Genomic DNA, 24,241 nt, shown 5'->3' with positions numbered 1-24,241 from the left:
GTCAGCGATCGGCGAAGATCTCGGAGACCTCGGCCACCTCGGCGGCGGTCGGACGCCAGGCCGAGCCGGCGGCCGCGTTCTGCCGGATCTGCTCGGGCTTCGTGGCCCCGGCGATGACGCTCGCCAGGGCGGGCTGGGCGAGCATCCACCCGAAGGTGGCCTCCAGCATCGTGAGGCCGCGCTCCTCCGCGAACGCGCGATAGCGGTCGAGCTCGTCCCACGGCGCCTGCTCGACCAGGTACGACCGCTGCCGCATGATCCGGGTGTCGGCCGGTCGCTCGTCGCGACGGAACTTGCCGGTGAGCAGGCCGTTCTGCAACGGGAAGAAGGGCAGGAACCCGACGCCGAAGTGCCTCGCGGCCGGCAGTACCTCGGCCTCCGCACCGCGGGACAGCAGGCTGTACTCGTTCTGCGCCGAGACGAAGCGTGCCGTCCCGAGCTCGCGGGCGAGGAGCTCCGCCTCGGCGAGCTGCCACCCCGACAGGTTGGAGTGCCCGATGTAGCGCACCTTGCCCTCGCGCACGAGGTCGTCGAGCGCGGCGAGCGTCTCGTCGACGGGCGTGCCGGGATCGGGGGTGTGCAACTGGTAGAGGTCGATCCAGTCGGTCTGCAGGCGGCGCAGCGAACCCTCGACCGCGAGCCGGATGTACCGTCGCGATCCGCCGGCGCCCCACGAGGGCAGCGGCGACCGGATGCTCGAGTGCCCGAACTTCGTCGCGATGACGACCTCGTCGCGGCGGCCGCGCAGCGCGTTGCCGAGCAGGGTCTCGCTCAGCCCGTATTCGCGACCGTACACGTCGGCCGTGTCGATGAGGGTGACGCCCGCGTCGAGCGCGGCGGCGACGACCGCGTCGGTGCCCTCCTGGGTCTCGGTGGCGGTGCCCGGGCGACCGAAGTTGTTGCCGCCGAGGCCCACCGACGACACGCGGAGTCCGGAACGGCCGAGGGGACGGTAGTCGAGTCCGGTCATCCGCCCAGCCTACGCGGGCCCGGCCCTTCCGCGCGGCGCCCGGCGACCCGACTCGTCCTCGACAGGCGGCGTTCCGGCGAGCGTTCCGCGATGTCCGATTCCCGCGAGTCGATGTCGGATGCCGCGGCTACCCTCGAACCATGACCAGCGTGTACCTCACCCGCCTCGACAGCCCCATCGGGCGCGTCGAGCTCGTCGGCGACGACGTCGCCGTCACGGCACTCAACATCGAGCGCGACGGCGCCCTCCCCCACGACGGCCGGCCCGAACGCTCGAACGACGTCCTCGACGCCGCCCGCGAGCAGCTCGTCGAGTACTTCGCCGGCTCCCGCACCGAGTTCGACGTTCCCGTGCGGCTCGTCGGCACCCCGTTCCAGCAGGCGGTGTGGGCCGAGCTCGAGCGGCTCGGCTGGGGCGAGGCCACCTCGTACGGCGCGCTCGCGGCCGCGGTCGGCAGGCCCGGCTCCGCTCGGGCCATCGGCGGCGCGGTCGGTGCCAACCCGGTACCCATCATCGTCGGCTGCCATCGGGTGCTCGCGTCCGACGGGCGCATCACCGGGTACTCGGGCGGCGAGGGCGTCCCGACGAAGCTCTGGCTCCTCGGTCACGAGCGCATCGGCTTCGCCGCGTGAGCGTGGTCCCGCGCGCCGAGCTGGTCGAGGGCGACGACGGACTCGTCCGTTGCGCCTGGGGAGCGAGCGACCCCGAGTACCGCCGCTATCACGACGAGGAATGGGGCACGCCGCAGCACGATCCCGTGCGCCTGTTCGAGAAGGTCTGCCTCGAGGGATTCCAGGCCGGGCTGTCGTGGATCACGATCCTGCGCCGCCGCCCCGCGTTCCGCGAGGCCTTCCACGGGTTCGACGCCCATCGCGTCGCCGCCATGACCGAGGCCGACGTCGAGCGCCTCCTCGGCGACGCGCGCATCATCCGGCACCGCGGCAAGATCGAGGCGACCATCCAGAACGCACGCGCGACCCTCGCGCTCGACGTGCCACTCGCCGAGCTCCTGTGGAGCTTCGCCCCGGCGCCGCGCGCATCGTCACCCGGCTCCTTCGCGGAGGTGCCCGCGGTGACGCCCGAGTCGACGGCCATGAGCAGGGAGCTTCGCAAGCGCGGGTTCCGCTTCGTCGGACCGACCACCATGTATGCGCTCATGCAGGCTGCGGGCATGGTCGACGACCACCTCGCCGGTTGCCATCGGGCGCGAGCGGCCACCGCAGTCCCCGGGGCCTGACCGAGCGGCGCGCTCGAGGCGCTCAGGCGACGAGCTCGAGCTCGTGGGGCGCGTCATCCGACGACCGGAGTTCGAGCGTGAAACCCGCTGTGGTGGCCCAGTCGACGAGGTCGCCGAGCGATGCGATGTCGGGTCGCGACTCGAGCAGGGCGCGCGTGAAGCGACCCTTCGCCTGCTTGTTGAAGTGGTTCAGCGCACGCCGGCGCCCATTGGCGTCCTCGGCCACGACCCGGACGAACGCGCAGCCCCCACGGACGGGGGCGGGTCCCAGCTCGACGTAGCCCTCCGAACGCAGGTCGACGATCACACCCTCGTGTGCGGCGAGCCGCTCGGCGATCGCGGCTCGCCAGTACCGGCGCAGGGTCGGCCCCGGCAGACGCGAGTCGTGCGAAAGCCGGTACGCCGGAATCGCGTCGAGCGCGCCGACGAGGCCGAACAGGGCCGAGTGCACCACCACCGTCTCGGCAGCGAACGAGCGCGCCGGCCCGTCGAGGGTGCCGGCCTCGAGCGCGTCGAACAGCACCCCCGTGTACCGGTCGATCGCGGGCATGGTCGGCGACGCTCGGAGAGCGCCGTTCCGATCGACCTCGGAGGCGAGACGCGGTCCGAGCCTCAGCGCCCGCATCATCGCCTCAGGGTCGGCGGCGAGCCCCACGACGCGCTCGACGAGCTCCTCCCGGAGCCCGGTGAGCTCCGGGAACGCGAGCGTCGCCGTGTCGAGCGGCGGACCCTCGCCGCCGTCGCGCTTGGTCTCCGACGGCGGCAGCAGGACGAGCATCTACGAGGCGATGAACGCGAGCGCGGCGTCGACGTTCGAGCCCAGGGATTCGATGCTGTCGATCGTCACGCGCGGCAGCGCCGCGCTTGGTCCCGTCCACGCGGCGTAGCCCTCGAGACTCTGCTCCACGGCGCGCCAGGTGGTCTCGTCGAGGTGCGGCAGGTTGCGCTCCCGCTTCTCGAGCCGTTCGCGATGCAGGCCCTCGTCGGAGCAGACGACCTCGATGACCCGCAGGCGCACCTCGGTGCGCTCGGCGAGGTCGCGCCACTGCAGGCGAGCCGCCTCCGCCGCGTTCACGGCGTCGACGATCACGGTGCGACCGGACTCCAGCTCCTTCTCCGCGATCTGCTCGGCGACGAGGTACGCCGCGAGGCCGGTCGGCTGGTCGGCGTCGATCCCGGCGCGCAGGATCGCCGACTCGATGGGATCGACCGACACGACGGTGGCACCGAGGCGGGCGCCGACGATCTCCGCGATCGTCGACTTGCCCGCACCCGGCAGCCCCGCCATGACGACGAGTTGGGTGACGCTCAGGTCACCGAATTGGCGGTCGATCGGCTGCTCCCCCGGCATCCCGACCTCCTCAGGCGAGTTCGGCGCGGGAGGCGACCACCTGCACCGCGTCGGCATGCACGGACAGGAACCCATCTTCGGCGCTGGCCGTGATCTTCTCACCGCCGGTCAGCGTGACGCGCACCTCGCCGCCGGCGAGGATCGCGAGCATCGGCTCGTGACCGGGCAGGATGCCGATCTCGCCTTCGACGGTGCGTGCCACCACCATGGTCGCCTCGCCCGACCAGACTTCCCGGTCGGCCGAGACGACGCTCACGTTGAGGGCGGCCATGCTCAGCCGTTCTCCTTCTGGATTCGCGCCCAGTTCTCCTCGACGTCGGAGATCGGTCCGACGTTGAAGAAGGCCTGCTCGGCGACGTGGTCGAAGTCGCCGCGGGCAATCGCGTCGAACGACTCGATCGTGTCCTTCAGCGGCACCGTCGATCCTTCGACGCCGGTGAACTTCTTCGCCATGTAGGTGTTCTGCGAGAGGAACTGCTGGATACGACGCGCGCGCGACACCGTGATCTTGTCCTCCTCGGAGAGCTCGTCGACACCGAGGATCGCGATGATCTCCTGCAGTTCCTTGTTCTTCTGGAGGATCTGCTTGACCGTGGTCGCAACACGGTAGTGGTCCTCGCCCAGGTACCGGGGGTCGAGGATTCGCGACGTCGAGGTCAGCGGGTCCACGGCCGGGTAGAGACCCTTCGACGCGATCTCACGCGAGAGCTCGGTCGTCGCGTCGAGGTGCGCGAAGGTCGTCGCCGGCGCCGGGTCGGTGTAGTCGTCGGCGGGCACGTAGATCGCCTGCAGCGAGGTGATCGAGTGACCGCGGGTCGAGGTGATGCGCTCCTGCAGGATGCCCATCTCGTCGGCGAGGTTCGGCTGGTACCCCACGGCGGAAGGCATACGGCCGAGCAGCGTCGACACCTCGGAGCCCGCCTGCGTGAAGCGGAAGATGTTGTCGATGAAGAGGAGGACGTCCTGCCCCTGCACGTCGCGGAAGTACTCCGCCATCGTGAGGGCCGAGAGCGCGACGCGGAGACGCGTGCCCGGCGGCTCGTCCATCTGGCCGAAGACGAGGGCCGTCTTGTCGAAGACGCCCGCCTCCTCCATCTCGTGGATGAGGTCGTTGCCCTCACGCGTGCGCTCGCCGACTCCGGCGAACACCGACACGCCACCGTGGTCCTGCGCCACGCGCTGGATCATCTCCTGGATGAGGACGGTCTTGCCGACGCCCGCACCGCCGAAGAGGCCGATCTTGCCACCCTGCACGTACGGGGTGAGGAGGTCGATGACCTTGATGCCGGTCTCGAAGAGCTGCGTCTTCGACTCCAGCTGGTCGAAGGCCGGCGGCTTGCGGTGGATCGGCCAGCGCTCGGTGATCTCGATCTGCTCGCCCGGCTCGGCGTTCAGCACCTCGCCGATGACGTTGAAGACCTTGCCCTTGGTGACATCGCCCACGGGAACCGAGATCGCGGCGCCGGTGTCGCGGACCTCCTGGCCGCGCACGAGGCCGTCGGTCGGCTTCAGGGCGATCGCACGCACGAGGTCGTCGCCGAGGTGCTGCGCGACCTCGAGGGTGATCTCGTTGGACTCGTCACCGATCGTGATCGTGGTCTTCAGGGCGTTGTAGATCTCGGGGATCGAGTCGTGCGGGAACTCGATGTCGACGACGGGGCCCGTGACGCGGGCGATGCGGCCGACGGCGCCCGCAGTCGACTCGGCGACCGGCGCGGTTGCGGTGTCAGTCATTCTGCTCTCTCTTTTCTGGATTACTTGGTGGCGACGAGCGCGTCGGCGCCACCCACGATCTCGGAGATCTGCTGCGTGATCTCGGCCTGCCGCGCGTTGTTGGCGAGGCGCGTGTAGTCGATGATGAGCTTGTCGGCGTTGTCGCTCGCCGACTTCATGGCCTTCTGCGTCGCGGCGTGCTTGGCGGCCGCCGACTGCAGGAGGGCGTTGAAGATGCGGCTCTCGATGTACACCGGAAGCAGCGAGTCGAGCACGGTCTCGACATCGGGCTCGAACTCGTAGAGCGGCTGCACCGTGGCATCGGGCTCCTCGACGCCCTCGACCACCTCGAGGGGAAGCAGGCGAACGACCTCGGGGGTCTGCGTCATCATGCTCACGAACCGGTTGTAGACGATGTGGATCTCGTCGACTCCGCCGTCGCTCGCGTCACGCAGGAAGGCCTCGAGCACGGCGTCGGCGATGTCCTTCGCGAGCTCGAACTCGGGGTTCTCGGAGCTGCCGGTCCACTGCTGCTCGGAGGCCCGCCGGCGGAACTGGAAGTAGCCCACCGCCTTGCGACCGACGAGGAAGTACACGACCTCCTTGCCCTGCGAGCGGAGCAGCTCGCTGAGCTCCTCCGCCTCGCGCAGCACCTGCGAGTTGAACGCACCGGCGAGTCCGCGGTCGGACGTGAGGATCACCACGGCGGCCCGCTCGATCGTCTCGGGCTCGGTGGTGAGCACGTGGTCGACGTTCGAGTACGTCGCGACCGCCGAGACGGCACGCGTGATGGCTCGCGAGTACGGCGTCGAAGCCTTCACCCGTGCCTGCGCCTTCTGGATGCGCGAGGCGGCGATGAGCTCCATCGCCTTGGTGATCTTCTTCGTCGTCTGGGCAGACTTGATCTTCTGCCGGTAGACCCGAAGTTGCGCTCCCATGTCTCTCCTGTATCCCTAGAGTCCGATCGACGGCCGAATCGCCTAGCGGCGAGACTTGACGATCTTCTCCTGGTTGACGTCTTCGACGGCGATCGCCTCGAACTGCTCCGACCCGACCGATGCGAGGGGCTTGCCCTCACCGGTCTGGAACTCGAGCTTGAACTTGTCGACCTCGGCCTCGAGCGTCGCGACGTTCTCGTCCGAGAGGACGTTGGTGTCGCGCAGCTCCGTCAGCACCGTGGTGTTGCGGCCGAGGTAGTCGAGGAGCTCGCGCTCGAAGCGCAGGATGTCCTCGACGGGCACCTCGTCGAGCTTGCCGTTGGTGCCCGCCCAGATGGACACGACCTGCTCCTCGACGGGGTACGGCGAGTACTGCGGCTGCTTGAGCAGCTCGGTCAGGCGCGCACCGCGGGCCAGCTGGCGCCGGCTCGCCGCGTCGAGGTCGGATGCGAACATCGCGAACGCCTCGAGCGAGCGGTACTGGGCGAGCTCGAGCTTCAGCGTGCCCGAGACCTTCTTGATGGACTTGACCTGGGCGTCGCCGCCGACTCGGGAGACCGAGATGCCGACGTCGACCGCGGGACGCTGGTTGGCGTTGAAGAGGTCGGACTGCAGGAAGATCTGGCCGTCGGTGATCGAGATCACGTTGGTCGGGATGTACGCCGAGACGTCGTTGGCCTTGGTCTCGATGATCGGAAGTCCGGTCATCGAGCCCGCGCCGAGCTCGTCGGAGAGCTTCGCGCAGCGCTCGAGCAGGCGCGAGTGCAGGTAGAAGACGTCACCGGGGTACGCCTCGCGGCCCGGCGGGCGACGGAGCAGGAGCGACACGGCGCGGTAGGCCTCGGCCTGCTTCGAAAGGTCGTCGAAGATGATCAGGACGTGCTTGGCGTCGTACATCCAGTGCTGCCCGATGGCCGAGCCGGTGTACGGCGCGAGGTACTTGAAGCCGGCCGGGTCGGACGCGGGGGCCGCGACGATGGTCGTGTACTCCATGGCGCCGGCGTCCTCGAGGGCGCCCTTCACGCCGGCGATCGTCGAGCCCTTCTGGCCGATCGCGACGTAGATGCAGCGAACCTGCTTGTCGGGGTCGCCCGACTCCCAGTTGGCCTTCTGGTTGATGATCGTGTCGATCGCGATGGCCGTCTTGCCCGTCTGGCGGTCGCCGATGATGAGCTGGCGCTGACCGCGGCCGATCGGGATCATGGCGTCGATGGCCTTGATGCCGGTCTGCAGCGGCTGGTGCACCGACTTGCGCTGCATGACGCCCGGCGCCTGCAGCTCGAGGGCACGGCGGCCCTCGAGGCCGGTGATCTCGCCCAGGCCGTCGATGGGGTTGCCGAGCGGGTCGACGACGCGGCCGAGGTAGCCCTCCCCCACGGGCACCGAGAGCACCTCGCCCGTGCGGGTCACCTCCATGCCCTCCTCGATGCCGGTGAACTCACCGAGCACGACGACGCCGATCTCGTCCTCCTCGAGGTTCAGCGCGAGGCCGAGCGTGCCATCGGCGAAACGCACGAGCTCGTTCGCCATCACGGAGGGCAGGCCCTCGACGTGGGCGATGCCATCGGCGGCGTCGGTGACGTACCCGACCTCGGTCTTCTGGGCCGCGCCGGGCTCGTATTCCCGGGCGAACTCCGAGAGAGCCGAACGGATCTCGTCGGGGCTGATGGAGAGTTCTGCCATTGCCATTTCCTTCTCTGCGGGCCAGGCCCTTTTCTGTACTGGTTGTACAGCTACTGGTGTGTCGCGGCGAGGGACGCCGGTCGTGTTCGTCCGGCGTCAGCCGGCAAGCTTCTGCCTCAGCGAGCTGAGGCGGCTGGCGACGGAGCCGTCGATGACGTCGTCGCCGATCTGCACGCGAACCCCGCCGAGCATGGCGGGATCGACGATGGTGTCGAATCGGATGCGTCGACCGGCCTGCGCCGAGAGGCTCTGCTCGAGGCGCGAGAGCTGGGCGTCGGTGAGCGGCACCGCCGTCGTGACCGTGGCGACGTCGAAGCCTCGCTGGTCGGCGACGATGGATGCCGCCGTGCGAAGCATCTCGCCGATGCGGCGTCCGCGGGGATCCAGCACGAGGTGCCGCACGATCACGACCGTGGCGGGCGAGGCCTTGCCGGTGAGCAGACGGTCGACGACGGCGGCCTTCGCGGCCGGCGAACCGAGCTTCGAACCCAGCGCGAGTTCGAGCTCGGAATCGGCGGCCACCGTGCGCTCGAAGGAGAAGAGCTCGGCGTCGATGTCGACGCCCTTCCCGGCGGCATCGGCGGCCAGGCGGAACCCGAGCTCCTCGAGCCCGGCGAGGAAGTCGGACGGGCTCGACCAACGACCGGAGGCGACGCTGACCAGCAGCGACGCCGCATCGGCCGAGATCCTGCCGCCGAAGACCGTCTCGACGAGTGCGCGCTTCTGTGCGGCATCCGCCTCGTTGTCGGTGAGGGCGGTGCGCAACTGCGACGTCGCCCCGATGACGCGGCCCGCGGCGAGGAGGTCCTCGGCAACCGGCAGTGCGGCACTGCCGAGCGACGCGAGCGCCGCCCGGGCCCGGGCCAGGGCCTCTCTCGTAGCGCTACCCATGGATTACTTCTTCCCTCCGGCGGTGGCCTCGGATGCCTCGAGGTCGGCGAGGAAGCGGTCGACCACGGACTTCGCCTTCTGGTCGTCGGAGAGCGACTCCCCGATCACGCCCGACGCGAGGTCGATCGCGATGGTGCCGACCTCCGACCGCAGCGACACGAGTGCCGCCTGGCGCTCGGCCTCGATCTGCGCCTGCGCGCTCGCGGTGACGCGGGCGGCCTCGCTCGAGGCCTGGTCCTTCGCCTCGGCGACGATCTTCTTGCCGTCCTCGCGGGCGGTCTCGCGGATGCGACCCGCCTCGGCACGCGCGTCGGCGAGCTGGGCGGTGTACTCCTCGAGCGCCGCCTCGGCCTTGCGCTGCGCCTCGTCGGCCTTCGCGATGTTGCCCTCGATCGCCTCGGCACGCTCGTCGAGCAGCTTCTGGACGCGCGGGAGCGCGTACTTCCAGAAGAAGACGAGGATGATGACGAAGCAGACCGCCGACCAGACGATGTCGTACAGCTCCGGAATCACCGGGCTCTGGGTCTCGCCACCCTCGGTTGCAGCGCTCAGTACTGCATGGAGCACGTTGGCCTCCTCAGTTGGGGCGGGTGGATCAGACGAAGATGAAGTACGTGGCGATGCCGATGAAGGCGAGCGCCTCGGTGAAGGCGATGCCGATCCACATCAGGACCTGGAGGCGGCCGGCGAGCTCGGGCTGGCGGGCGACACCCTCGATCGTCTTGCCGACGACGATGCCCACGCCGATGGCCGGGCCGATCGCCGCGAGGCCGTATCCGACGGTCGCGATGTTGCCGTTGATCTCAGCGAGAACGGTAGTTGCGTCCACGTTTGGGTTTTCCTTTCCTAGGGATGTTCTGGGCGGATGCCCGGGCTCAGTGCTCTTCCGCCACCGCGAGCTGGATGTAGACCGCGGTGAGGAGGGCGAAGACGTAGGCCTGCAGGACGGCGACGAGGATCTCGAACAGCGTGAAGACCAGGCCGAAGGCCAGGCTGCCGACACCGAGGAGCGACCACCAGCCGCCTGCCGTGAAGAAGAAGAACTGCGTCGCCGCGAAGAAGAGCACGAGCAGGAGGTGCCCGACGATCATGTTCATCATGAGTCGGAGCGTGAGCGTGATCGGGCGGATGACGAACGTCGAGATGAACTCGATCGGCGTGACGATGATGTAGACCGGCCACGGGACCCCCGCGGGGAAGAGGGAGTTCTTGAAGAAGTTCTTGGGGCTCTTCTTCACGCCGGCGTAGATGAACGCGACGTAGGCGACGATCGCGAGCACGAGCGGCACGCCGATGACCGAGGTGCCAGCGATGTTCAGGAGCGGGATGACGCCCGTGAGGTTCATGAACAGCACCATGAAGAAGATGGTGGTGAGCAGCGGCAGGAACCGCTTGCCGTCCTTCTTGCCGAGCAGGTCGTCGGCGATGTTCACGCGCACCAGGTCGAGGCCCATCTCGACGAGGCTCTGGAAACGCCCGGGCACGACCCGCATGCGGCGGGTGCCGAGCCAGAACACGAGGATGAGCGCGGCGACCGCGATGAAGCGGACGAGCATGATGCGGTTGATCTCGAACGGCGTGCCCTCGAAGAGCAGGGGCCCCGGGAAGAACTCCGCGATCGACGGACCGTGGAACTCACCATCGTCGGCGGACATCGGTACCAGCAGGTTCAGGGCGTTAGCTAGCAGCGCTATCTCCTGTTTCGGGGCGTGGAGCTCGGCTCTCGCGACGACGAACATCGGGAACGGCTTCCGCACATGCCGGAGCAGGGCGGGAAACCGTGGGGGATCTCCATCACTCTAGCAAGAGTTCTACGAGCAGACGAATTCCACGGGCCACCTCTTCGCCTCGCGGAAGAGTCATTCGTCGCGGGGGGCCTCTGGCAGTTCCACATCGCTCGCGTACGGCAGACGCGACTTCGCGACCACGAGCACGTCGACGACGAGGGAGGCGATGACGCCGGCGACCAGGCTGAGGAAGAGGACGGTGGGGTTCAGCCACTCCGCGTCGCGCAGCAGCACGACGAGCACGATGAAGACGATGAACTTCAGGAGCCATCCGCCGAGCACTATGCCGAAGAAGGCGCCCACGAAGAGGTCGCTCGACGCGAACCGGTTGGCGAGCAGGATGCTCGCCGCCGTGATGCCCATGAAGACCGCCGCCATGAGCGTGCCGACGAGCGCACTCACGAGGCCCTCCGTGCCCGCGAAGACCAGGCCGAGGATGCCGCTCACGACGAGCACGGCCGACGCGAGCGCGGCCCCCCAGGCGAGCGCCCTCCGGAGGACGGGGTTCGAGGTCGGCGTGCGGTCGGCTTCAGGACGTGGGTCGGTCATGGTGCTCCAGTTCGGGGTCGCCCGATTCTAGTCGCCGGCGCGGATCGGCGGCTGGGTGCGCCCCGAGCGAGGACTCGTCGAACCGGTCGATGTGATGCACCGGGATGGGGCCGGTCTCGAGCTCGTCGTACACCGAGGCCTCGGCGGCGACGGGCTCGGCCTCGGCGGCCACCGTCAGCCGCTTCCGGCGCCCGAGGGGGGCGAGCGTGAACGCGGCGCTCACGACGAAGCCCACGCCGAGGAAGACGAAGCCCCACACGGCATCGATGCCGAACAGCGGGAAGACGTAGGTGAGGAGGAATCCGACGGAGGCGACCGCCGTCCACGCATAGAAGATGAGCACGGCGTTGAGGTGCGAGTGGCCCATGTCGAGCAGGCGGTGATGCAGGTGCTTGCGGTCGGCGGCGAACGGCGACTTGCCCGCCCGCAGGCGCCGGATCACGGCGAGGCCGAAGTCGAGCAGCGGGATGACGAGCACCGCGAACGGCAGGAGGATGGGGATGAAGGCGGCGAACAGCTCCTCGAGGCCGACGGAGCCGGGATTGATCTGCCCGGTCACCGAGATGGCGGACGTCGCCATCAGCAGGCCGACGAGCAGCGCCCCGGCGTCGCCCATGAACAGCTTCGCCGGATGCCAGTTGAGCGGCAGGAACCCCACGCACGCCCCCACCAGCACCACCGCGATGAGCGACGCGAGGTTGAAGTAGTTGAGCGGCGAGGTCTGCTGCACGAGGAGGTACGTGTAGAGGAAGAACACTCCGTTCGCGATGAGCGCGACGCCCGCGACGAGGCCGTCCAGGCCGTCGATGAAGTTGATCGCGTTCATCACGAGCACGATCGCGAAGACCGTGATCGTGGCGCTCATCCACGACGATCCGACCGTGATGCCGCCGATGGGGAGCGAGACGATCGAGACGCCCTGCCAGGCGATGAGGCCGGCCGCGATGAACTGGCCGGCGAGCTTCGTCGTCCAGTCGAGGTCCCAGATGTCGTCGGCGACGCCGATGAGCACGATGAGCAGCGCGGCGCCGAGGATCGAGAGCACCTGTCCGGGGTTCTGGAAGATGATCGAGATGTTCGAGAACCTCGTCGATCCGAGCGAGGAGATGAACGCCGCGGCTCCGAACGCCGCGAGGATGCCGACGAACATCGCGACGCCGCCGAGGCGCGGCGTGGGCCGGGTGTGCACGTCGCGGTCTCGGATCTTCGGGTAGAGCCGGTACTTGAGGCTGAGCTTCCACACCAGCACCGAGCCGCCGAAGGTGACGAGCGCCGCGACGAGGGCGAGCAGCAGGAAGAGGGTCATGAGGCGGCGGCATCCGCTTCGTCGGGAGCGTCCGCCGAGGCATCCTCTGCCTGCGCCACGCCGTCGGCCGACGCCGCATCCTCGGCCGGCGCCGCGCCCTCGGCCGGCGCCAGGAGTTCCTCGCCCACGACCGCCGCGATGCGTTCGCGGGTGATGACGCCCGCGCGCACGATGCGCAGCACTCCCCCGTCGCCGTCGAGGCCCGTGGCGTCCACGATCGTGGAGGACGTGTCGCCCGGCCGCTCCCCGATCGGCTCGTAGCCGGTGCCGGCGGGGCCGCCGTCGAGATACACCGACACCGCGTCGCCGAGCATCGCCTCCGCCTCGGCCGCGGTGGTGGCCGACGGCTCGCCCGACCGGTTCGCGCTCGACACCGCGAGCGGGCCGGTCTCGGAGAGCAGTTCCAGGGCGATGGGATTGGCCGGCATGCGCAGCGCGACGGTGCCGCGCGTCTCGCCGAGGTCCCACTGGAGCGACGGCTGCGCGTGCAGGATGACCGTCAGACCGCCGGGCCAGAACTCCGCGACCAGTCGGCGGACCGGCTCGGGCACGTCGCTCGCGAGTGCGTCGAGCGTGGGGATCCCCGGGATGAGCACGGGGGGCGGCGAGGTGCGCTCGCGGCCCTTCGCCTCGAGCAGGCGTGCGACGGCCGCGGGCGCGAACGCGTCGGCGGCGACGCCGTAGACCGTGTCGGTCGGGATCACCACGAGTTCGCCGCGCCCGATCGCACCACGGGCGAGGCGCATTCCGGCGAGCAGTTGGGAGTCGACCGAACAGTCGTAGATGGCAGTCATGACCGCTCGATTCTAGACCCCTGCGCTTGTCATACTCGGGTGATGGCCGCGCTGCTGTTCCTGTTCGATTTCGACAAGACCCTGTACGCGTACGACTTCCGCAGGCGGCTGCCGCGGCTGGCCGAACTCACGGGCGTCAGCCAGTACGCGCTCGCGAAGCGATGGTGGGAGGAGGGCTTCGAGGCCGCCGCGGAGGCGGGCGAGTACGCGTCGACCGAGGAGTACCTCGCGGCCTTCAACGAGGCGACCGGGGGAACGCTCACGGCCGACGGATGGCGCGACGCCCGCCGGGCGGCGATGACGCCCATCCCCGAGTCGATCGCCGCGCTGCGCCGGGCCGCGGAGCTCGGCACGGTGTCGCTGCTCTCGAACAACCCCGTCATCTTCCGCGACTCGCTGCCGGAACTCGCGCCCGAGGTCGCGAGCCTGCTCGGCGCGAACGACCTCGTCTCGGCGGTGCTCGGTGCGCGCAAGCCCGAGGCGCGCATCTACACGCGAGCGCTCAGCCGCTACGGCATCCCGGCCGAGGACGCGATGTTCGTCGACGACTCGGGCGCGAACGTGCGCGGCGCCGAGGCGGTGGGCATCACCGCGTTCCAGCTCTTCGAAGTCGACGGCGGCTACAACACCGACGCGCTCGTCGAGGCGATCGAGGCGTTCGCCGCCGAGCGCGGGGTCGGATGAACGACGGATGCCGCGAGCCCGTGCGGCCCGCGGCATCCGTCGTCCCGGCTCCGGTTCAGCGACGGCCCGCCTTGCGGCGGAAGAGCCACGCTCCCCAGCCGACCGAGATCGCGATGATGGCGACGCACCACCCGACCGCCCACCAGGCCGAGTCGCCGAGCGGGGCATCCATGAGCAGGGCGCGGATCGTCTCGATGACCGGCGTGATGGGCTGGTGCTCGGCGATCGGCCGCAACCAGTCGGGCATCGTCTCGACGGGCACGAAGGCGCTCGAGACATAGGGCAGGAACAGCAGGATGAAGCCGTATCCGTTCGCCGCCTCGGGCGAGGAGGCCGCGAGGCCGATCGCCGCGAACAGGTAGGTGATCGCGAGGATGTAGAGCGCGACCACGCCGAGCACCGCGACCCACTCGAGCGGCGTCGCGACCGGCCGGAAGCCGACGAGGAGCGCGACCGCGATCACCACGGCCGTCGCGACGAGGTTGCGCACGAGGCTCGCCACGACGTGCCCGGTGAGCACCGCCCCGCTGCGGATCGGCATGGTGCGGAAGCGGTCGATGATGCCCGTGGTCATGTCCCGCGAGACCGAGACGGCCGTGGAGGAGGCCCCGAAGCCCGCGCAGAGCAGGATGATGCCCGGCACGACGTAGTCGACGTAGCCGCCGGACGGATCGATGGCGTTGCCGAAGATCCACGTGAACATGAGCATGAGCATCGTCGGCAGCACGACGGCCATGAGCAGCGCCTCGACGTCGCGCACGGAGTGGATGAAGCTCCGGGAGACGAACGTGGACTCCGCCGTGACGGCGCCGAGCCGTGGCCGGGTGGTGGTGGTGGTGGTGGTGAAGGTCGTCATGTTCGTCACTTCGTCTCGAGGAGTTCACGGGGGTCGGACCCTTCGACAGGGCTCAGGGGAACTGCCGCGTCGCGGGCGGTGATGGCCAGGAACACGTCGTCGAGGCTGGGGCGGCGGATGAACACGGACGCGCCGTCTGCGGACGCGGCCGGGCTGCGGTCGAGTTCGTCGACGGCGGCCCGCAGCCCGTGCACGGTGCCGTCGGTCGGCAGTTCCACGACGAGCCCGCCGTCGGCGTCGCGCAGTTCGACGACGTCGCCGCCGATGCGCGCCTTCAGTTCCTCGGACGTGCCCTCGGCGGCGATGCGGCCGCGGTCGAGCACGGCGATGCGGTCGGCGAGCCGATCAGCCTCCTCGAGGTACTGCGTGGTGAGGAAGACCGTGCTGCCGTCATCGGCGAGCGAGCGGATGACGCTCCAGAGTTCCTGCCGGCTGCGGGTGTCGAGACCGGTGGTCGGCTCGTCGAGGAACAGCACGGGCACGGGCACGATGAGGCTGAGCGCGAGGTCGAGGCGACGGCGCATGCCGCCCGAGTAGGTGCCGACCCGGCGGCCGGCGGCATCCGCGAGCCCGAATCGCCCGAGCAGCTCGGCGGCGCGGACGTGGGCGTCACGGCGACCGAGCCCCGACAGGCGACCGAGCATCACGAGGTTCTCGGTCGCGGTGAGCACCTCGTCGACGGCCGCCGACTGCCCGGTGAGCGCGATCCGGCGCTGCACCTCGCCGGGCTGTGCGACGACGTCGTGCCCGGCGACGTGCGCGGTGCCCCCATCGGGCCGCACGAGCGTGGTGAGGATATTGATGGTCGTCGTCTTGCCGGCGCCGTTCGGCCCGAGTAGTGCGAACACCGATCCGGCGGGCACCGCGAGATCGAGTCCCGCGAGCACGTCGGTGCGGCCGAAGCGCTTTCGGAGGCCGACGGCCTGGATGGCGAGGGTCATGGTTGCTCCGTTCATGTCGAAGTCTGCGTATGTGGCAAACTGTTTAGATGATCCACGACGGTTTAAGTAATACACAGTTCTAGACTGTCGTCAACACCGAATCCGGAGATCACCGACGAACGGGAGCCGATGACCAGCGACACGCCCGGCGAGGCCCGCCTGCCCGACCCCGAGCTCCCCCGCGCCGTCGCGCTGGCCTGGGGGGTCGCGGCGCACCCGCAACGCGGTCCCAAGCGCGAACTGTCCATCGAGCGCATCGTCGACGCCGCCATCGAGATCGCCGACGCCGAAGGGCTCGCCGCGGTGTCGATGAGCCGGGTGGCGGCCTCGCTCGGCTTCACCACCATGTCGCTCTACCGCTACGTGACGAGCAAGGACGACCTCATCCTCCTCATGCAGGAGCGAGCGGTCGACGCCATCGCACCCGACGACGAGGTCGAGCGCGCCTGGCGGGAGGGCGTCACCGCGTGGGTGATGGCCCTCAGAGGCGCCTACGCCGAGCATCCATGGGTCGTCGACATCCCGATCTCGGGCCCGCCGATCACGCCGAACAGCCTCGCCATGGTCGACTGGTTCCTCCGCGAGGTGCGGTCGCTTCCACTCAGCGACGGCGAGAAGATGTCGACCCTGCTCCTGCTCACGAGCTACGCCCGGGCGACGAGCGCGCAGGACCGCGACCTGGCGGCGGCCGCGGCGGCGGCCGCGAACCCGAGCGAGGTGACCGGCGAGGACTTCTTCGCGGCGCTCGCCGAGTTCGTGACCCCCGAACGCTTCCCCGATCTGGCGCCCCTCTTCGCGGCGGGCGGATACATCGCCGCGCCCGGCCAGGACGGCGGCGAGCTCGACGACGACTTCGCGTTCGGGCTCGAACGCATCCTCGACGGACTCGAGCACCACATCGCCCGGCTGGAGGCCGGGGAACCGCCGCGCACGACCGAGCCGCCCGCGGCACTCGACCACCCCCGCGACAAGGCGGTGCGCGAGGCCGCACGTGCGCGCCGCGAGGCGGAGCGGGCGCTGCGCGAGGCCCGCAAGCGCGAACGCGAGGCGATCAAGCTCGCGTTCGAGCGCGAGGAGCGCGCGCGAGAGCGGGCCGAGCGGGCCGAGCGGAAGGGATAGCGGATGCCGCGCGTCAGCGCACCGCGGTCGTCGCCCGGTCGCGCAGCGTGAGGTCGCGGTGGTGCGCGACCGCGCGCCAGCCGTCGGCGGCGAGGATCTCGGCGATCGGCGCGGACTGCGTCTCGGCATGCTCGATCACGAGCACGCCCCCCGGATGCAGCAGTTCGAGGGCGCGTTTCGAGAGCACGCGCACGACGTCGAGACCGTCGGGCCCCCCGTAGAGCGCGACCTCGGGGTCGTGCAGGTGCACCTCGGGATCCCGTGGCAGCTCCGCGGCGGGCACGTACGGCGGGTTCGAGATCACCACGGCGGCGCGGCCGTCGAGCTCGGGAAGCGCGGTCGCGAGGTCGCCGAAGACGAGCTCGAGGTTCGGGGCGCCGATCTCGTCGACGTTCCGGCGGGTCCACGGGAACGCCTCGGGCGAGTTCTCCACCGCCCAGACCCGGGCGTGCGGCACCTCGGTCGCCATCGCGAGCGCGATGGCGCCGCTCCCGCTGCCCAGGTCGATCGCGATGGGCTCGGGTTCCGCCGTGGCGCGCAGCGCGTCGATCGCGAGCTGGGTGACCTGCTCGGTCTCGGGCCGGGGCACGAACACGCCCGGGCCGACCGCGAGCTCCAGCGAGCGGAACGGCGCGCGGCCCGTGAGGTGCTGCAGCGGCTCGCGCCGCACCCGGCGCGCGACGAGCGGCTCGAGCGCCGCGGCATCCGCGTCGGAGAGCCGGCCGCCCATCACGAGCCTCGCCTGCACGCCGCCGCGCGACAGGCCGAGCACGTGCCCGATCAGCAGCTCGGCGTCCACCTCGGGGTCGGGCACGCCCGCCGCGGCGAGCCGGGCGGCCGTCTCGTCGCGCACCTGGCGCAGGTCTCGCGCGCGAGCCTGCGACATCCGTTCATCCACGCAATGGAATGTAACGCACCCGTGCCCTGCGGCACCCGGCCCGTAGGCTGGAACCCGGCACCCCGCCGCACGCACCCGAGAGGACGCACCATGGCCAAGGTCTTCGACAACATCACGCAGGTCTTCGGAGGCACGCCGCTCGTCCGGCTGAACCGGGTGACCGACGGGGCCGCGGGCGAGGTGCTCGCGAAGCTCGAGTTCTACAACCCCTCGGCCAGCGTGAAGGACCGCCTCGGGGTCGCCATCGTCGACGCCGCCGAGGCGTCGGGCGAGCTGCAGCCCGGCGGCACGATCGTCGAGGCGACGAGCGGCAACACCGGCATCGCGCTCGCGATGATCGGCGCGGCGCGCGGCTACAAGGTCATCATCGCCATGCCCGAGACCATGAGCCGCGAGCGCCGCGGGCTCCTCCGCGCCTACGGGGCCGAGCTCGTGCTCACGCCCGGCGGCGAGGGCATGAAGGGTGCCGTCGCCCGTGCCGAGCAGATCGTGGCCGACACCCCGGGCGCGGTGCTCGCGAAGCAGTTCGACAACCTCGCCAACGTCGAGATCCACCGCCGCACCACGGCCGAGGAGATCTGGAACGACACCGACGGCGGCGTCGACGTGTTCGTCGCCGGCATCGGCACCGGCGGCACCGTCTCGGGCGTCGGCCAGGTGCTCAAGGAGCGCAAGCCCGACGTGCGGATCGTGGGCGTCGAGCCGGCCGAGTCGCCCATCCTCACCGGCGGACAGCCCGGCCCCCACAAGATCCAGGGCATCGGCGCGAACTTCGTGCCGTCGATCCTCGACCGCGACGTCTACGACGAGATCATCGACGTGAACATCGACCAGGCCGTCGCGATGGCTCGCCGGCTCGGGGTCGAGGAGGGCATCCTCGGCGGGATCTCCTCGGGCGCGACCGTGCACGCGGCCGTCGAGCTCGCGAAGCGCCCCGAGAACGCCGGCAAGACCATCGTCGTGATCATCGCGAGCTACGGGGAGCGATACCTCTCGACGGTCTTGTATGAAGGTCTGCTTGACTGATCGGGTGCCGATCCTCAGGACTCTCAGGGAAGACCTCGCGACCGCTCGCTCGCACGACCCCGCCGCGCGGAGCGATCTCGAGGTCTTCCTCGCGTACTCGGGCCTGCACGCGATCTGGGCGTATCGCCTGACGCATCGGCTGTGGCGTGCCGGGTTCCGGCTGGCGGCGAGGCTGCTGTCGCAGCTCGTCCGGTTCCTCACGGGCATCGAGATCCACCCCGGGGCGACCATCGGACGGCGCTTCTTCATCGACCACGGCATGGGCGTCGTCGTCGGCGAGACGTCGGTCGTCGGCGATGACGTGATGCTCTACCACGGCGTCACGCTCGGCGGGAAGGCACCGCGGAACACGCCGCCCGGGTCGAAGCGGCATCCCACGCTCGAGGACGGCGTCACCGTCGGCGCCGGCGCGAAGATCCTCGGCGACATCGTGATCGGCGCATGGAGCGCGGTCGGCGCGAACGCGGTCGTGACGCGCTCCGCTCCCCCGCACTCGCTCGTCGTGGGCGTGCCCGCGAGCATCAGGCCGCTCTCGCCCGCGACGGCCGATGCGGCGCGGGGCGTGCACGACTGGCACATCTGAGCGGGCGCTGCCCGCTGCCGCCCCGCGCCTCCCGCCTCTGCGCCACTTCGGTGTCCTCTGCGCCAACACAACTGGCGCGATGGGCGCGCACGTGGCGCAGAGCCGCGGGTGGGCTGCGCCCACTTCCGCCTCGCCCCTCAGGCTCCGCGCCACTTCGGTGCCCTCCGCGCCACTTCTGCTGGCGCGATGGGCGCGCAAGTGGCGCAGCGCCGCGAGGGCGGGCAGGCAGCGGCGCGTCAGCGCAGCCGCGGCAGGCCGGCTTCGAGGAGGATGTCGCGGAGCGGGCCGGACTTCCACGCATCCGCCCATTCCCATCGCGCGCAGGCCCACCGCGTCGCAGCCCGCACCTCGTTCTCGCGCGCCTTCTCGTCGCGGACGATCTCGGCGGCGGATCGAAGGTCGCCGTTCCGCCGCGCGTTGCCGAGATACTTGCCGTCGCCGTCCGCCTCACCCCAGACCCCGTGTTCGGGCCAGGCGAAGTCGAGGAACGCGAGCGAACCACTGCGCGGGCGTTGCACGGACCGCTGCAGCTCGGGCTGCGGGAAACCCAGCTCGTCGATCCGGACTCGGCTGAGCGTCTCGAGTGGCGTCTCGGCGAGATGGGTCGCCCGATCGAGTACCGCTGCGACCCTGCGGCTGCCCGGGAACGGCAGCATGGCCGCGAACGCCTGCCGGAGCTCCTCCAGCGTGCACTTCGCGCCGGCCTCGCCGAACCGCGGGCGGTACAGTTCGGCGTCCACGATGGCAAGTGCCGTGAGCAACGGCCGCGTCCGCGCCACCTCGAGCAGCGTGTCGATCCGCGAGGTCGTCGTGACACCATCAGCCGTCATGACGTGCGTGCCGACCCTCCGGACGATCTCGACGACGCCATTGCGCCGTCGACCGGACTTCTTCGTCGCCAGCACGACGACCTCGCGGGGCACACCGCCCACGACGGGCATCCCCTGAAGCACCGCCGCGGTGAATCCGGCGAACACCACGCCGGGGCGCTGATGCGCCACGGCGAAGGCGCGAGTGCGATGCTGCTCGACGGCCGGCAGCTCATCGAAGCCCGTCGGCACGTACACGCCGCGCCGCACCACGACGAGTTCACCGGCGTCGCGCGCGGTCAGGAGCGACGCCGACACTCCGATCGACCGGGCGCGAGCCGACGGGAACACGTCGCCCGGGCCGCGCGGGAGGGCGTCGAGGTCCATGCTCCCGAGCGTCGCAGGCCGCAGGCGCCGCCACGAGGCATCCGCCCGCCCCGTGGACGCGCTCGTGGTGCGCCGCCGTGTGGAGGACGAGTCACCGATCTCTGTGCGCGCCAGGTCGGCGCGCCCTGCGCCACTTCAGCCGGCGCAGGCCCTGCCGAAGTGGCGCAGACCCGCGCGGCTCATTCGTCGCCGATCGCGGCGAGCCGCGCCTCCTCGTCGGCCTGGACCGCCGACTCGATGATCGGCTCGAGCGCGCCGTTCATGACCTGGTCGAGGTTGTACGCCTTGTAGCCCGTGCGGTGATCGGCGATGCGGTTCTCGGGGAAGTTGTACGTGCGGATGCGCTCGGAACGGTCCATCGAGCGGATCTGCGACTTGCGGGCATCGGATGCCGCGGCCGCCTGCTCCTCCTGCTGACGCGCGAGGAGACGCGCCCGGAGCACCCGCATGGCCGCCTCGCGGTTCTGCAGCTGCGACTTCTCGTTCTGCATCGACACCACGATGCCCGTCGGAAGGTGCGTGATGCGCACCGCGGAGTCGGTCGTGTTCACCGACTGGCCGCCGGGGCCCGAGGAGCGGTACACGTCGACCTTCAGGTCGTTCGGGCTGATGTCGACCTCCTCGGGCTCGTCGACCTCGGGGAAGACGAGCACCCCCGTCGTCGACGTGTGGATGCGGCCCTGCGTCTCGGTGACCGGCACGCGCTGCACGCGGTGCACGCCGCCCTCGTACTTCAGGTGCGCCCACACGCCCTGCGACGGGTCGGTCGCGTTCGACTTGATCGCGACCTGCACGTCCTTGTAGCCGCCGAGGTCCGACTCGTTCTGGTCGAGGAGCTCGACCTTCCAGCCCTTCGACTGCGCATACTGCATGTACATGCGCAGCAGGTCGCCCGCGAACAGGGCGCTCTCGGCGCCGCCCTCGCCGCCCTTGATCTCCATGATCACGTCGCGTCCGTCGTCGGGGTCGCGCGGGATGAGGAGCCGCCTGAGGCGCTCCTGGGCCTGGGCGAGCCCATCCTCGAGCGCGGGGATCTCCTCGGCGAACGCGTCGTCCTCCTTGGCGAGCTCCTTCGCGGCCGCGAGGTCGTCCTGCGCCTCCAGCCATGCCGCGTGGGCGTGGACGATCCGGCTGAGCTCGGCGTAGCGCCGGTTCACCTTCTTCGCGCGCGCGGGGTCGGCGTGGAGGGCCGGGTCGGCGAGCTGCTCCTGCAGCTCGCCGTGCTCGGCGAGCAGGGCCTTGACGGACTCGAACACTTACCGGTGGTCGCTCTCGTGCCCGTGCGAGTGCGCGGCGCCGTTGGCGACCGGCATCGACTTCTGCATGAGCAGCAGGAACTCGGCGTTCGACTGGGTCTCCTTCAAGCGCCCCAGCACGGCCTCGAGTGCCTGCTGCGGCTCCAGGCCCGCGAGGGCGCGGCGGAGCTTCCAGGTGATCTTCACCTCGTCGGGCGACAGGAGCATCTCCTCGCGACGCGTCGACGACGCGTTCACGTCGACCGCCGGGAAGATGCGCTTGTCGGCGAGCTGGCGCGACAGGCGCAGCTCGGAGTTGCCGGTGCCCTTGAACTCCTCGAAGATCACCTCGTCCATCTTCGACCCGGTCTCCACGAGCGCCGTGGCGAGAATGGTGAGCGATCCGCCGTTCTCGATGTTGCGCGCGGCACCGAAGAAGCGCTTCGGCGGGTACAGCGCCGACGCATCGACACCGCCCGAGAGGATGCGACCGGATGCCGGCGCGGCCAGGTTGTAGGCCCGGCCGAGGCGCGTGATCGAGTCGAGCAGCACGACGACGTCGTGGCCGAGCTCCACGAGGCGCTTGGCGCGCTCGATGGCGAGCTCGGCGACCGTGGTGTGGTCCTCGGCGGGACGGTCGAAGGTCGAGGCGATGACCTCGCCCTTCACCGTGCGCTGCATGTCGGTGACCTCCTCGGGGCGCTCGTCGACGAGCACGACCATGAGGTGCACCTCGGGGTTGTTCGTCGCGATGGCGTTCGCGATCTGCTGCAGCACGATCGTCTTGCCCGCCTTCGGGGGCGCGACGATGAGGCCGCGCTGGCCCTTGCCGATGGGGGCGACGAGATCGATGATGCGCTGCGTGAGCTTGGTCGGCTCGGTCTCGAGCCGCAGGCGCTCCTGCGGGTACAACGGAGTGAGCTTCTGGAAGTCGACCCGGGCGGCGGCCTCCTCGTTCGACTGACCGTTGACCGAGTCGACCTTGACCAGCGCGTTGTACTTCTGGCGGCTGTTCGACTCGCCCTCGCGCGGCTGCTTGATGGCACCGACGACCGCGTCGCCCTTGCGCAGGTTGTACTTCTTCACCTGGCCGAGCGAGACGTAGACGTCGCTCGGACCCGGGAGGTAGCCCGTCGTGCGCACGAAGGCGTAGTTGTCGAGCACGTCGAGGATGCCGGCGATCGGGATGAGCACGTCGTCGTCGAGGATCTCGGGCTCGACCTCCTCGGCAGCGCCCTGGCCGCGACGCTTGCGGTCGCGGTAGCGGCTGCGCCGACCGCCCTCGCCCTCGCCCTGCTGGGCTTCGCGGCCCTCGCGACCCTCACGGCCCTGGCCGCGGCCCTCTGCGGGCTGCTTGCCGGACTCGGACTCTGCCTGGCGCTCGCGCGCGGGCTTTCCGCCCTGCTCCTCGCCCTTGCGGCCGGCGTCGCCGTTCTGGCGCTCGCCGCCCTGGCCGTTGCGGCCCTGACGCTCCTCGCCGCCCGACTTCTGCTGCTCGTCGCCGCCTCGCTCGGCGCGGTCGCCGCCGCGGCGGCCGCGGCTGCGGCTGCGGCCCTGGCGCGGCTGCTCGGGAGCCGCTTCGCCCTCGCCCTCGGCCGGCTGCGCGCCCCGGGCGCCCTCGCCCGTGGCCGCGGCGAGCTGCTCGCGCACCGCCGCGCGCGCGGCCTCGCGCGCTGCGACATCGGCGTCGGCCGGCACGAGCTCGACGCCCGCGCCGCCGTGGTTCACGTGCTGCAGGGCCGACGTCGACGCGGTGGTCACTCGGCGCGACTGGCGGCCCTGCCGGGCCGGCGGGGCCGCGACGGGGGTGTCGATCGAGGCGTCGGGCTGCCCCGCCTCGCGGGCGGCGCCGTCGGCGGGTACCGCCGCGGGCTGGGCCGCTGCGGTCTCCGCCGTGGTGGACTCCGCGGCGGAGGGCCGGCCCGTCTCGCGCTCGGTCGCGGCGGGCGCCACGGGCTCGGCGAGGGCCTCGACGGCGGACTCGGCGGGCGCCTCGGCCGGCTCCGCCTGCTCGGCCGTCTCGCTCGGTGCCTCGCTCGCGGGTGAGGAGGCGGGTGCTTCGGTCACCGTCTCCTCGTCAGGTGCGTCGACGGCGATGTCCGCGTCCTGGTGAGCGGAGATCAGGTCCACGAGTTCTCCCTTCCGGCGCTTGGAGGCACCCGCGATGCCGAGGGAGGCGGCGAGCTCCTGGAGCTCGGGGACCTTCATGGCGCTCAGTCGGGTGCGGTTCGCCACGCTCACCTCGGCGTGGTCGGTTGCGTTCGTCACTGGGTATGTCCTTTCCCCTGTTCGCGAGAGATGCGACCCAGGAGAGCTGATCGCTGGCACGAGCGATGTCGGTGCGCGGTGGCGCAGACATGCGCGAGAGCGTGAGCAATGAATTGCGGGAAGTGCACGATGCGGCCGGATGACGCGGTGCTGATTGCGTCGCCTGCCGGGTGCGCTGCAATCCTAACACCGAACCGCGACCGGTTCGTGCGCGCG

General features: G+C 70.5%; 26 protein-coding genes. 6 read left to right on the top strand and 20 right to left on the bottom strand.

Going from position 1 to position 24,241, the window contains the following annotated elements:
• Nucleotide 1: 1 nt before the first annotated feature.
• Nucleotides 2–970 carry an aldo/keto reductase gene (locus tag EZM51_RS13040; RefSeq protein WP_136708701.1) on the bottom strand — a complete coding sequence of 323 codons (969 nt, stop codon included), beginning with the start codon at nt 968–970 and terminating at the stop codon, nt 2–4.
• Nucleotides 971–1,110: 140 nt separating this feature from the next.
• Here EZM51_RS13040 and EZM51_RS13035 point away from each other — a divergent pair, with 140 nt between their 5' ends.
• Nucleotides 1,111–1,602 carry a methylated-DNA--[protein]-cysteine S-methyltransferase gene (locus tag EZM51_RS13035; protein WP_136708700.1) on the top strand — a complete coding sequence of 164 codons (492 nt, stop codon included), beginning with the start codon at nt 1,111–1,113 and terminating at the stop codon, nt 1,600–1,602.
• Nucleotides 1,599–2,207, top strand: a complete 609-nt coding sequence (locus tag EZM51_RS13030; protein ID WP_136708699.1) for a DNA-3-methyladenine glycosylase I — start codon at nt 1,599–1,601, stop codon at nt 2,205–2,207. The genes EZM51_RS13035 and EZM51_RS13030 overlap by 4 nt, the downstream gene beginning before the upstream one ends.
• Before the next feature lie 22 nt (nt 2,208–2,229).
• Here EZM51_RS13030 and EZM51_RS13025 read toward each other — a convergent pair whose 3' ends face one another.
• From EZM51_RS13025 to EZM51_RS12965, 13 genes are all read right to left on the bottom strand, one after another.
• The gene (locus EZM51_RS13025) at nt 2,230–2,985 is read right to left on the bottom strand and encodes a peroxide stress protein YaaA (RefSeq protein WP_136708698.1); all 756 of its coding nucleotides are present in this window, start codon (nt 2,983–2,985) and stop codon (nt 2,230–2,232) included.
• Entirely contained in the window at nt 2,986–3,558 is a 573-nt protein-coding gene (locus tag EZM51_RS13020; RefSeq protein ID WP_136708697.1) for an ATP-binding protein, read from the bottom strand.
• A 10-nt stretch (nt 3,559–3,568) separates the two neighbouring features.
• On the bottom strand, nt 3,569–3,829 hold the full coding sequence (locus EZM51_RS13015) for a F0F1 ATP synthase subunit epsilon (RefSeq protein ID WP_136708696.1): 261 nt from the start codon (nt 3,827–3,829) through the stop codon (nt 3,569–3,571).
• 2 nt (nt 3,830–3,831) lie between these two features.
• Complete coding sequence (gene atpD, locus EZM51_RS13010; protein ID WP_136708695.1) at nt 3,832–5,292, bottom strand: F0F1 ATP synthase subunit beta; 1,461 nt, start codon at nt 5,290–5,292, stop codon at nt 3,832–3,834.
• 20 nt (nt 5,293–5,312) lie between these two features.
• Complete coding sequence (locus tag EZM51_RS13005; RefSeq protein ID WP_136708694.1) at nt 5,313–6,209, bottom strand: F0F1 ATP synthase subunit gamma; 897 nt, start codon at nt 6,207–6,209, stop codon at nt 5,313–5,315.
• A 42-nt stretch (nt 6,210–6,251) separates the two neighbouring features.
• Entirely contained in the window at nt 6,252–7,892 is a 1,641-nt protein-coding gene (atpA, locus tag EZM51_RS13000; protein ID WP_136708693.1) for a F0F1 ATP synthase subunit alpha, read from the bottom strand.
• Between the two features lie 96 nt (nt 7,893–7,988).
• Complete coding sequence (locus tag EZM51_RS12995; protein WP_136708692.1) at nt 7,989–8,783, bottom strand: F0F1 ATP synthase subunit delta; 795 nt, start codon at nt 8,781–8,783, stop codon at nt 7,989–7,991.
• Nucleotides 8,784–8,786: 3 nt separating this feature from the next.
• Nucleotides 8,787–9,350 (bottom strand): F0F1 ATP synthase subunit B, encoded by a 564-nt coding sequence (locus tag EZM51_RS12990; protein WP_136708691.1) that lies wholly within the window; start codon nt 9,348–9,350, stop codon nt 8,787–8,789.
• 28 nt (nt 9,351–9,378) lie between these two features.
• Nucleotides 9,379–9,612: an ATP synthase F0 subunit C gene (atpE, locus tag EZM51_RS12985; RefSeq protein ID WP_022888426.1), complete on the bottom strand. Its 234-nt coding sequence runs from the start codon at nt 9,610–9,612 to the stop codon at nt 9,379–9,381.
• Nucleotides 9,613–9,658: 46 nt separating this feature from the next.
• The gene (gene atpB, locus EZM51_RS12980) at nt 9,659–10,438 is read right to left on the bottom strand and encodes a F0F1 ATP synthase subunit A (protein ID WP_248305641.1); all 780 of its coding nucleotides are present in this window, start codon (nt 10,436–10,438) and stop codon (nt 9,659–9,661) included.
• Between the two features lie 204 nt (nt 10,439–10,642).
• Nucleotides 10,643–11,119, bottom strand: a complete 477-nt coding sequence (locus tag EZM51_RS12975) for a hypothetical protein (RefSeq protein ID WP_136708690.1) — start codon at nt 11,117–11,119, stop codon at nt 10,643–10,645.
• Complete coding sequence (locus tag EZM51_RS12970; protein ID WP_136708689.1) at nt 11,100–12,425, bottom strand: MraY family glycosyltransferase; 1,326 nt, start codon at nt 12,423–12,425, stop codon at nt 11,100–11,102. The genes EZM51_RS12975 and EZM51_RS12970 overlap by 20 nt, the downstream gene beginning before the upstream one ends.
• Nucleotides 12,422–13,219, bottom strand: coding sequence for an L-threonylcarbamoyladenylate synthase (locus tag EZM51_RS12965; protein WP_136708688.1), 798 nt, complete (start codon nt 13,217–13,219; stop codon nt 12,422–12,424). Before EZM51_RS12965 ends, EZM51_RS12970 begins: the two co-directional genes overlap by 4 nt.
• A gap of 42 nt (nt 13,220–13,261) precedes the next feature.
• Here EZM51_RS12965 and EZM51_RS12960 point away from each other — a divergent pair, with 42 nt between their 5' ends.
• Entirely contained in the window at nt 13,262–13,903 is a 642-nt protein-coding gene (locus EZM51_RS12960; RefSeq protein ID WP_136708687.1) for an HAD-IA family hydrolase, read from the top strand.
• A 55-nt stretch (nt 13,904–13,958) separates the two neighbouring features.
• On the opposite strand, the gene EZM51_RS12955 is transcribed toward EZM51_RS12960, so the two are convergent.
• Nucleotides 13,959–14,759, bottom strand: coding sequence for an ABC transporter permease (locus tag EZM51_RS12955; RefSeq protein WP_136708686.1), 801 nt, complete (start codon nt 14,757–14,759; stop codon nt 13,959–13,961).
• 5 nt (nt 14,760–14,764) lie between these two features.
• Nucleotides 14,765–15,700, bottom strand: a complete 936-nt coding sequence (locus EZM51_RS12950; protein ID WP_248305640.1) for an ATP-binding cassette domain-containing protein — start codon at nt 15,698–15,700, stop codon at nt 14,765–14,767.
• Between the two features lie 129 nt (nt 15,701–15,829).
• Here EZM51_RS12950 and EZM51_RS12945 point away from each other — a divergent pair, with 129 nt between their 5' ends.
• Nucleotides 15,830–16,819: a TetR/AcrR family transcriptional regulator gene (locus EZM51_RS12945; RefSeq protein ID WP_136708684.1), complete on the top strand. Its 990-nt coding sequence runs from the start codon at nt 15,830–15,832 to the stop codon at nt 16,817–16,819.
• Between the two features lie 13 nt (nt 16,820–16,832).
• Here EZM51_RS12945 and prmC read toward each other — a convergent pair whose 3' ends face one another.
• Nucleotides 16,833–17,705, bottom strand: coding sequence for a peptide chain release factor N(5)-glutamine methyltransferase (gene prmC, locus EZM51_RS12940; protein ID WP_136708842.1), 873 nt, complete (start codon nt 17,703–17,705; stop codon nt 16,833–16,835).
• 102 nt (nt 17,706–17,807) lie between these two features.
• On the opposite strand from prmC, the gene cysK reads away from it, so the two are divergent.
• Both cysK and epsC read left to right on the top strand, forming a co-directional pair.
• Entirely contained in the window at nt 17,808–18,743 is a 936-nt protein-coding gene (cysK, locus tag EZM51_RS12935; RefSeq protein WP_136708683.1) for a cysteine synthase A, read from the top strand.
• A gap of 4 nt (nt 18,744–18,747) precedes the next feature.
• Complete coding sequence (gene epsC, locus EZM51_RS12930) at nt 18,748–19,326, top strand: serine O-acetyltransferase EpsC (protein WP_248305639.1); 579 nt, start codon at nt 18,748–18,750, stop codon at nt 19,324–19,326.
• 236 nt (nt 19,327–19,562) lie between these two features.
• Here epsC and EZM51_RS12925 read toward each other — a convergent pair whose 3' ends face one another.
• From EZM51_RS12925 to rho, 3 genes are all read right to left on the bottom strand, one after another.
• Complete coding sequence (locus EZM51_RS12925) at nt 19,563–20,522, bottom strand: hypothetical protein (RefSeq protein ID WP_136708681.1); 960 nt, start codon at nt 20,520–20,522, stop codon at nt 19,563–19,565.
• A 179-nt stretch (nt 20,523–20,701) separates the two neighbouring features.
• Nucleotides 20,702–21,778 (bottom strand): peptide chain release factor 1, encoded by a 1,077-nt coding sequence (prfA, locus tag EZM51_RS12920; protein WP_136708680.1) that lies wholly within the window; start codon nt 21,776–21,778, stop codon nt 20,702–20,704.
• Nucleotides 21,779–24,025, bottom strand: a complete 2,247-nt coding sequence (rho, locus tag EZM51_RS12915) for a transcription termination factor Rho (protein ID WP_136708679.1) — start codon at nt 24,023–24,025, stop codon at nt 21,779–21,781. It lies immediately after the preceding gene.
• Between the last annotated feature and the right edge of the window lie 216 nt (nt 24,026–24,241).

This window comes from Agromyces sp. H66 (genome assembly GCF_004959775.1).
Taxonomy (GTDB): domain Bacteria; phylum Actinomycetota; class Actinomycetes; order Actinomycetales; family Microbacteriaceae; genus Agromyces.
This window is presented reverse-complemented; position numbering and strand designations above follow the sequence as displayed.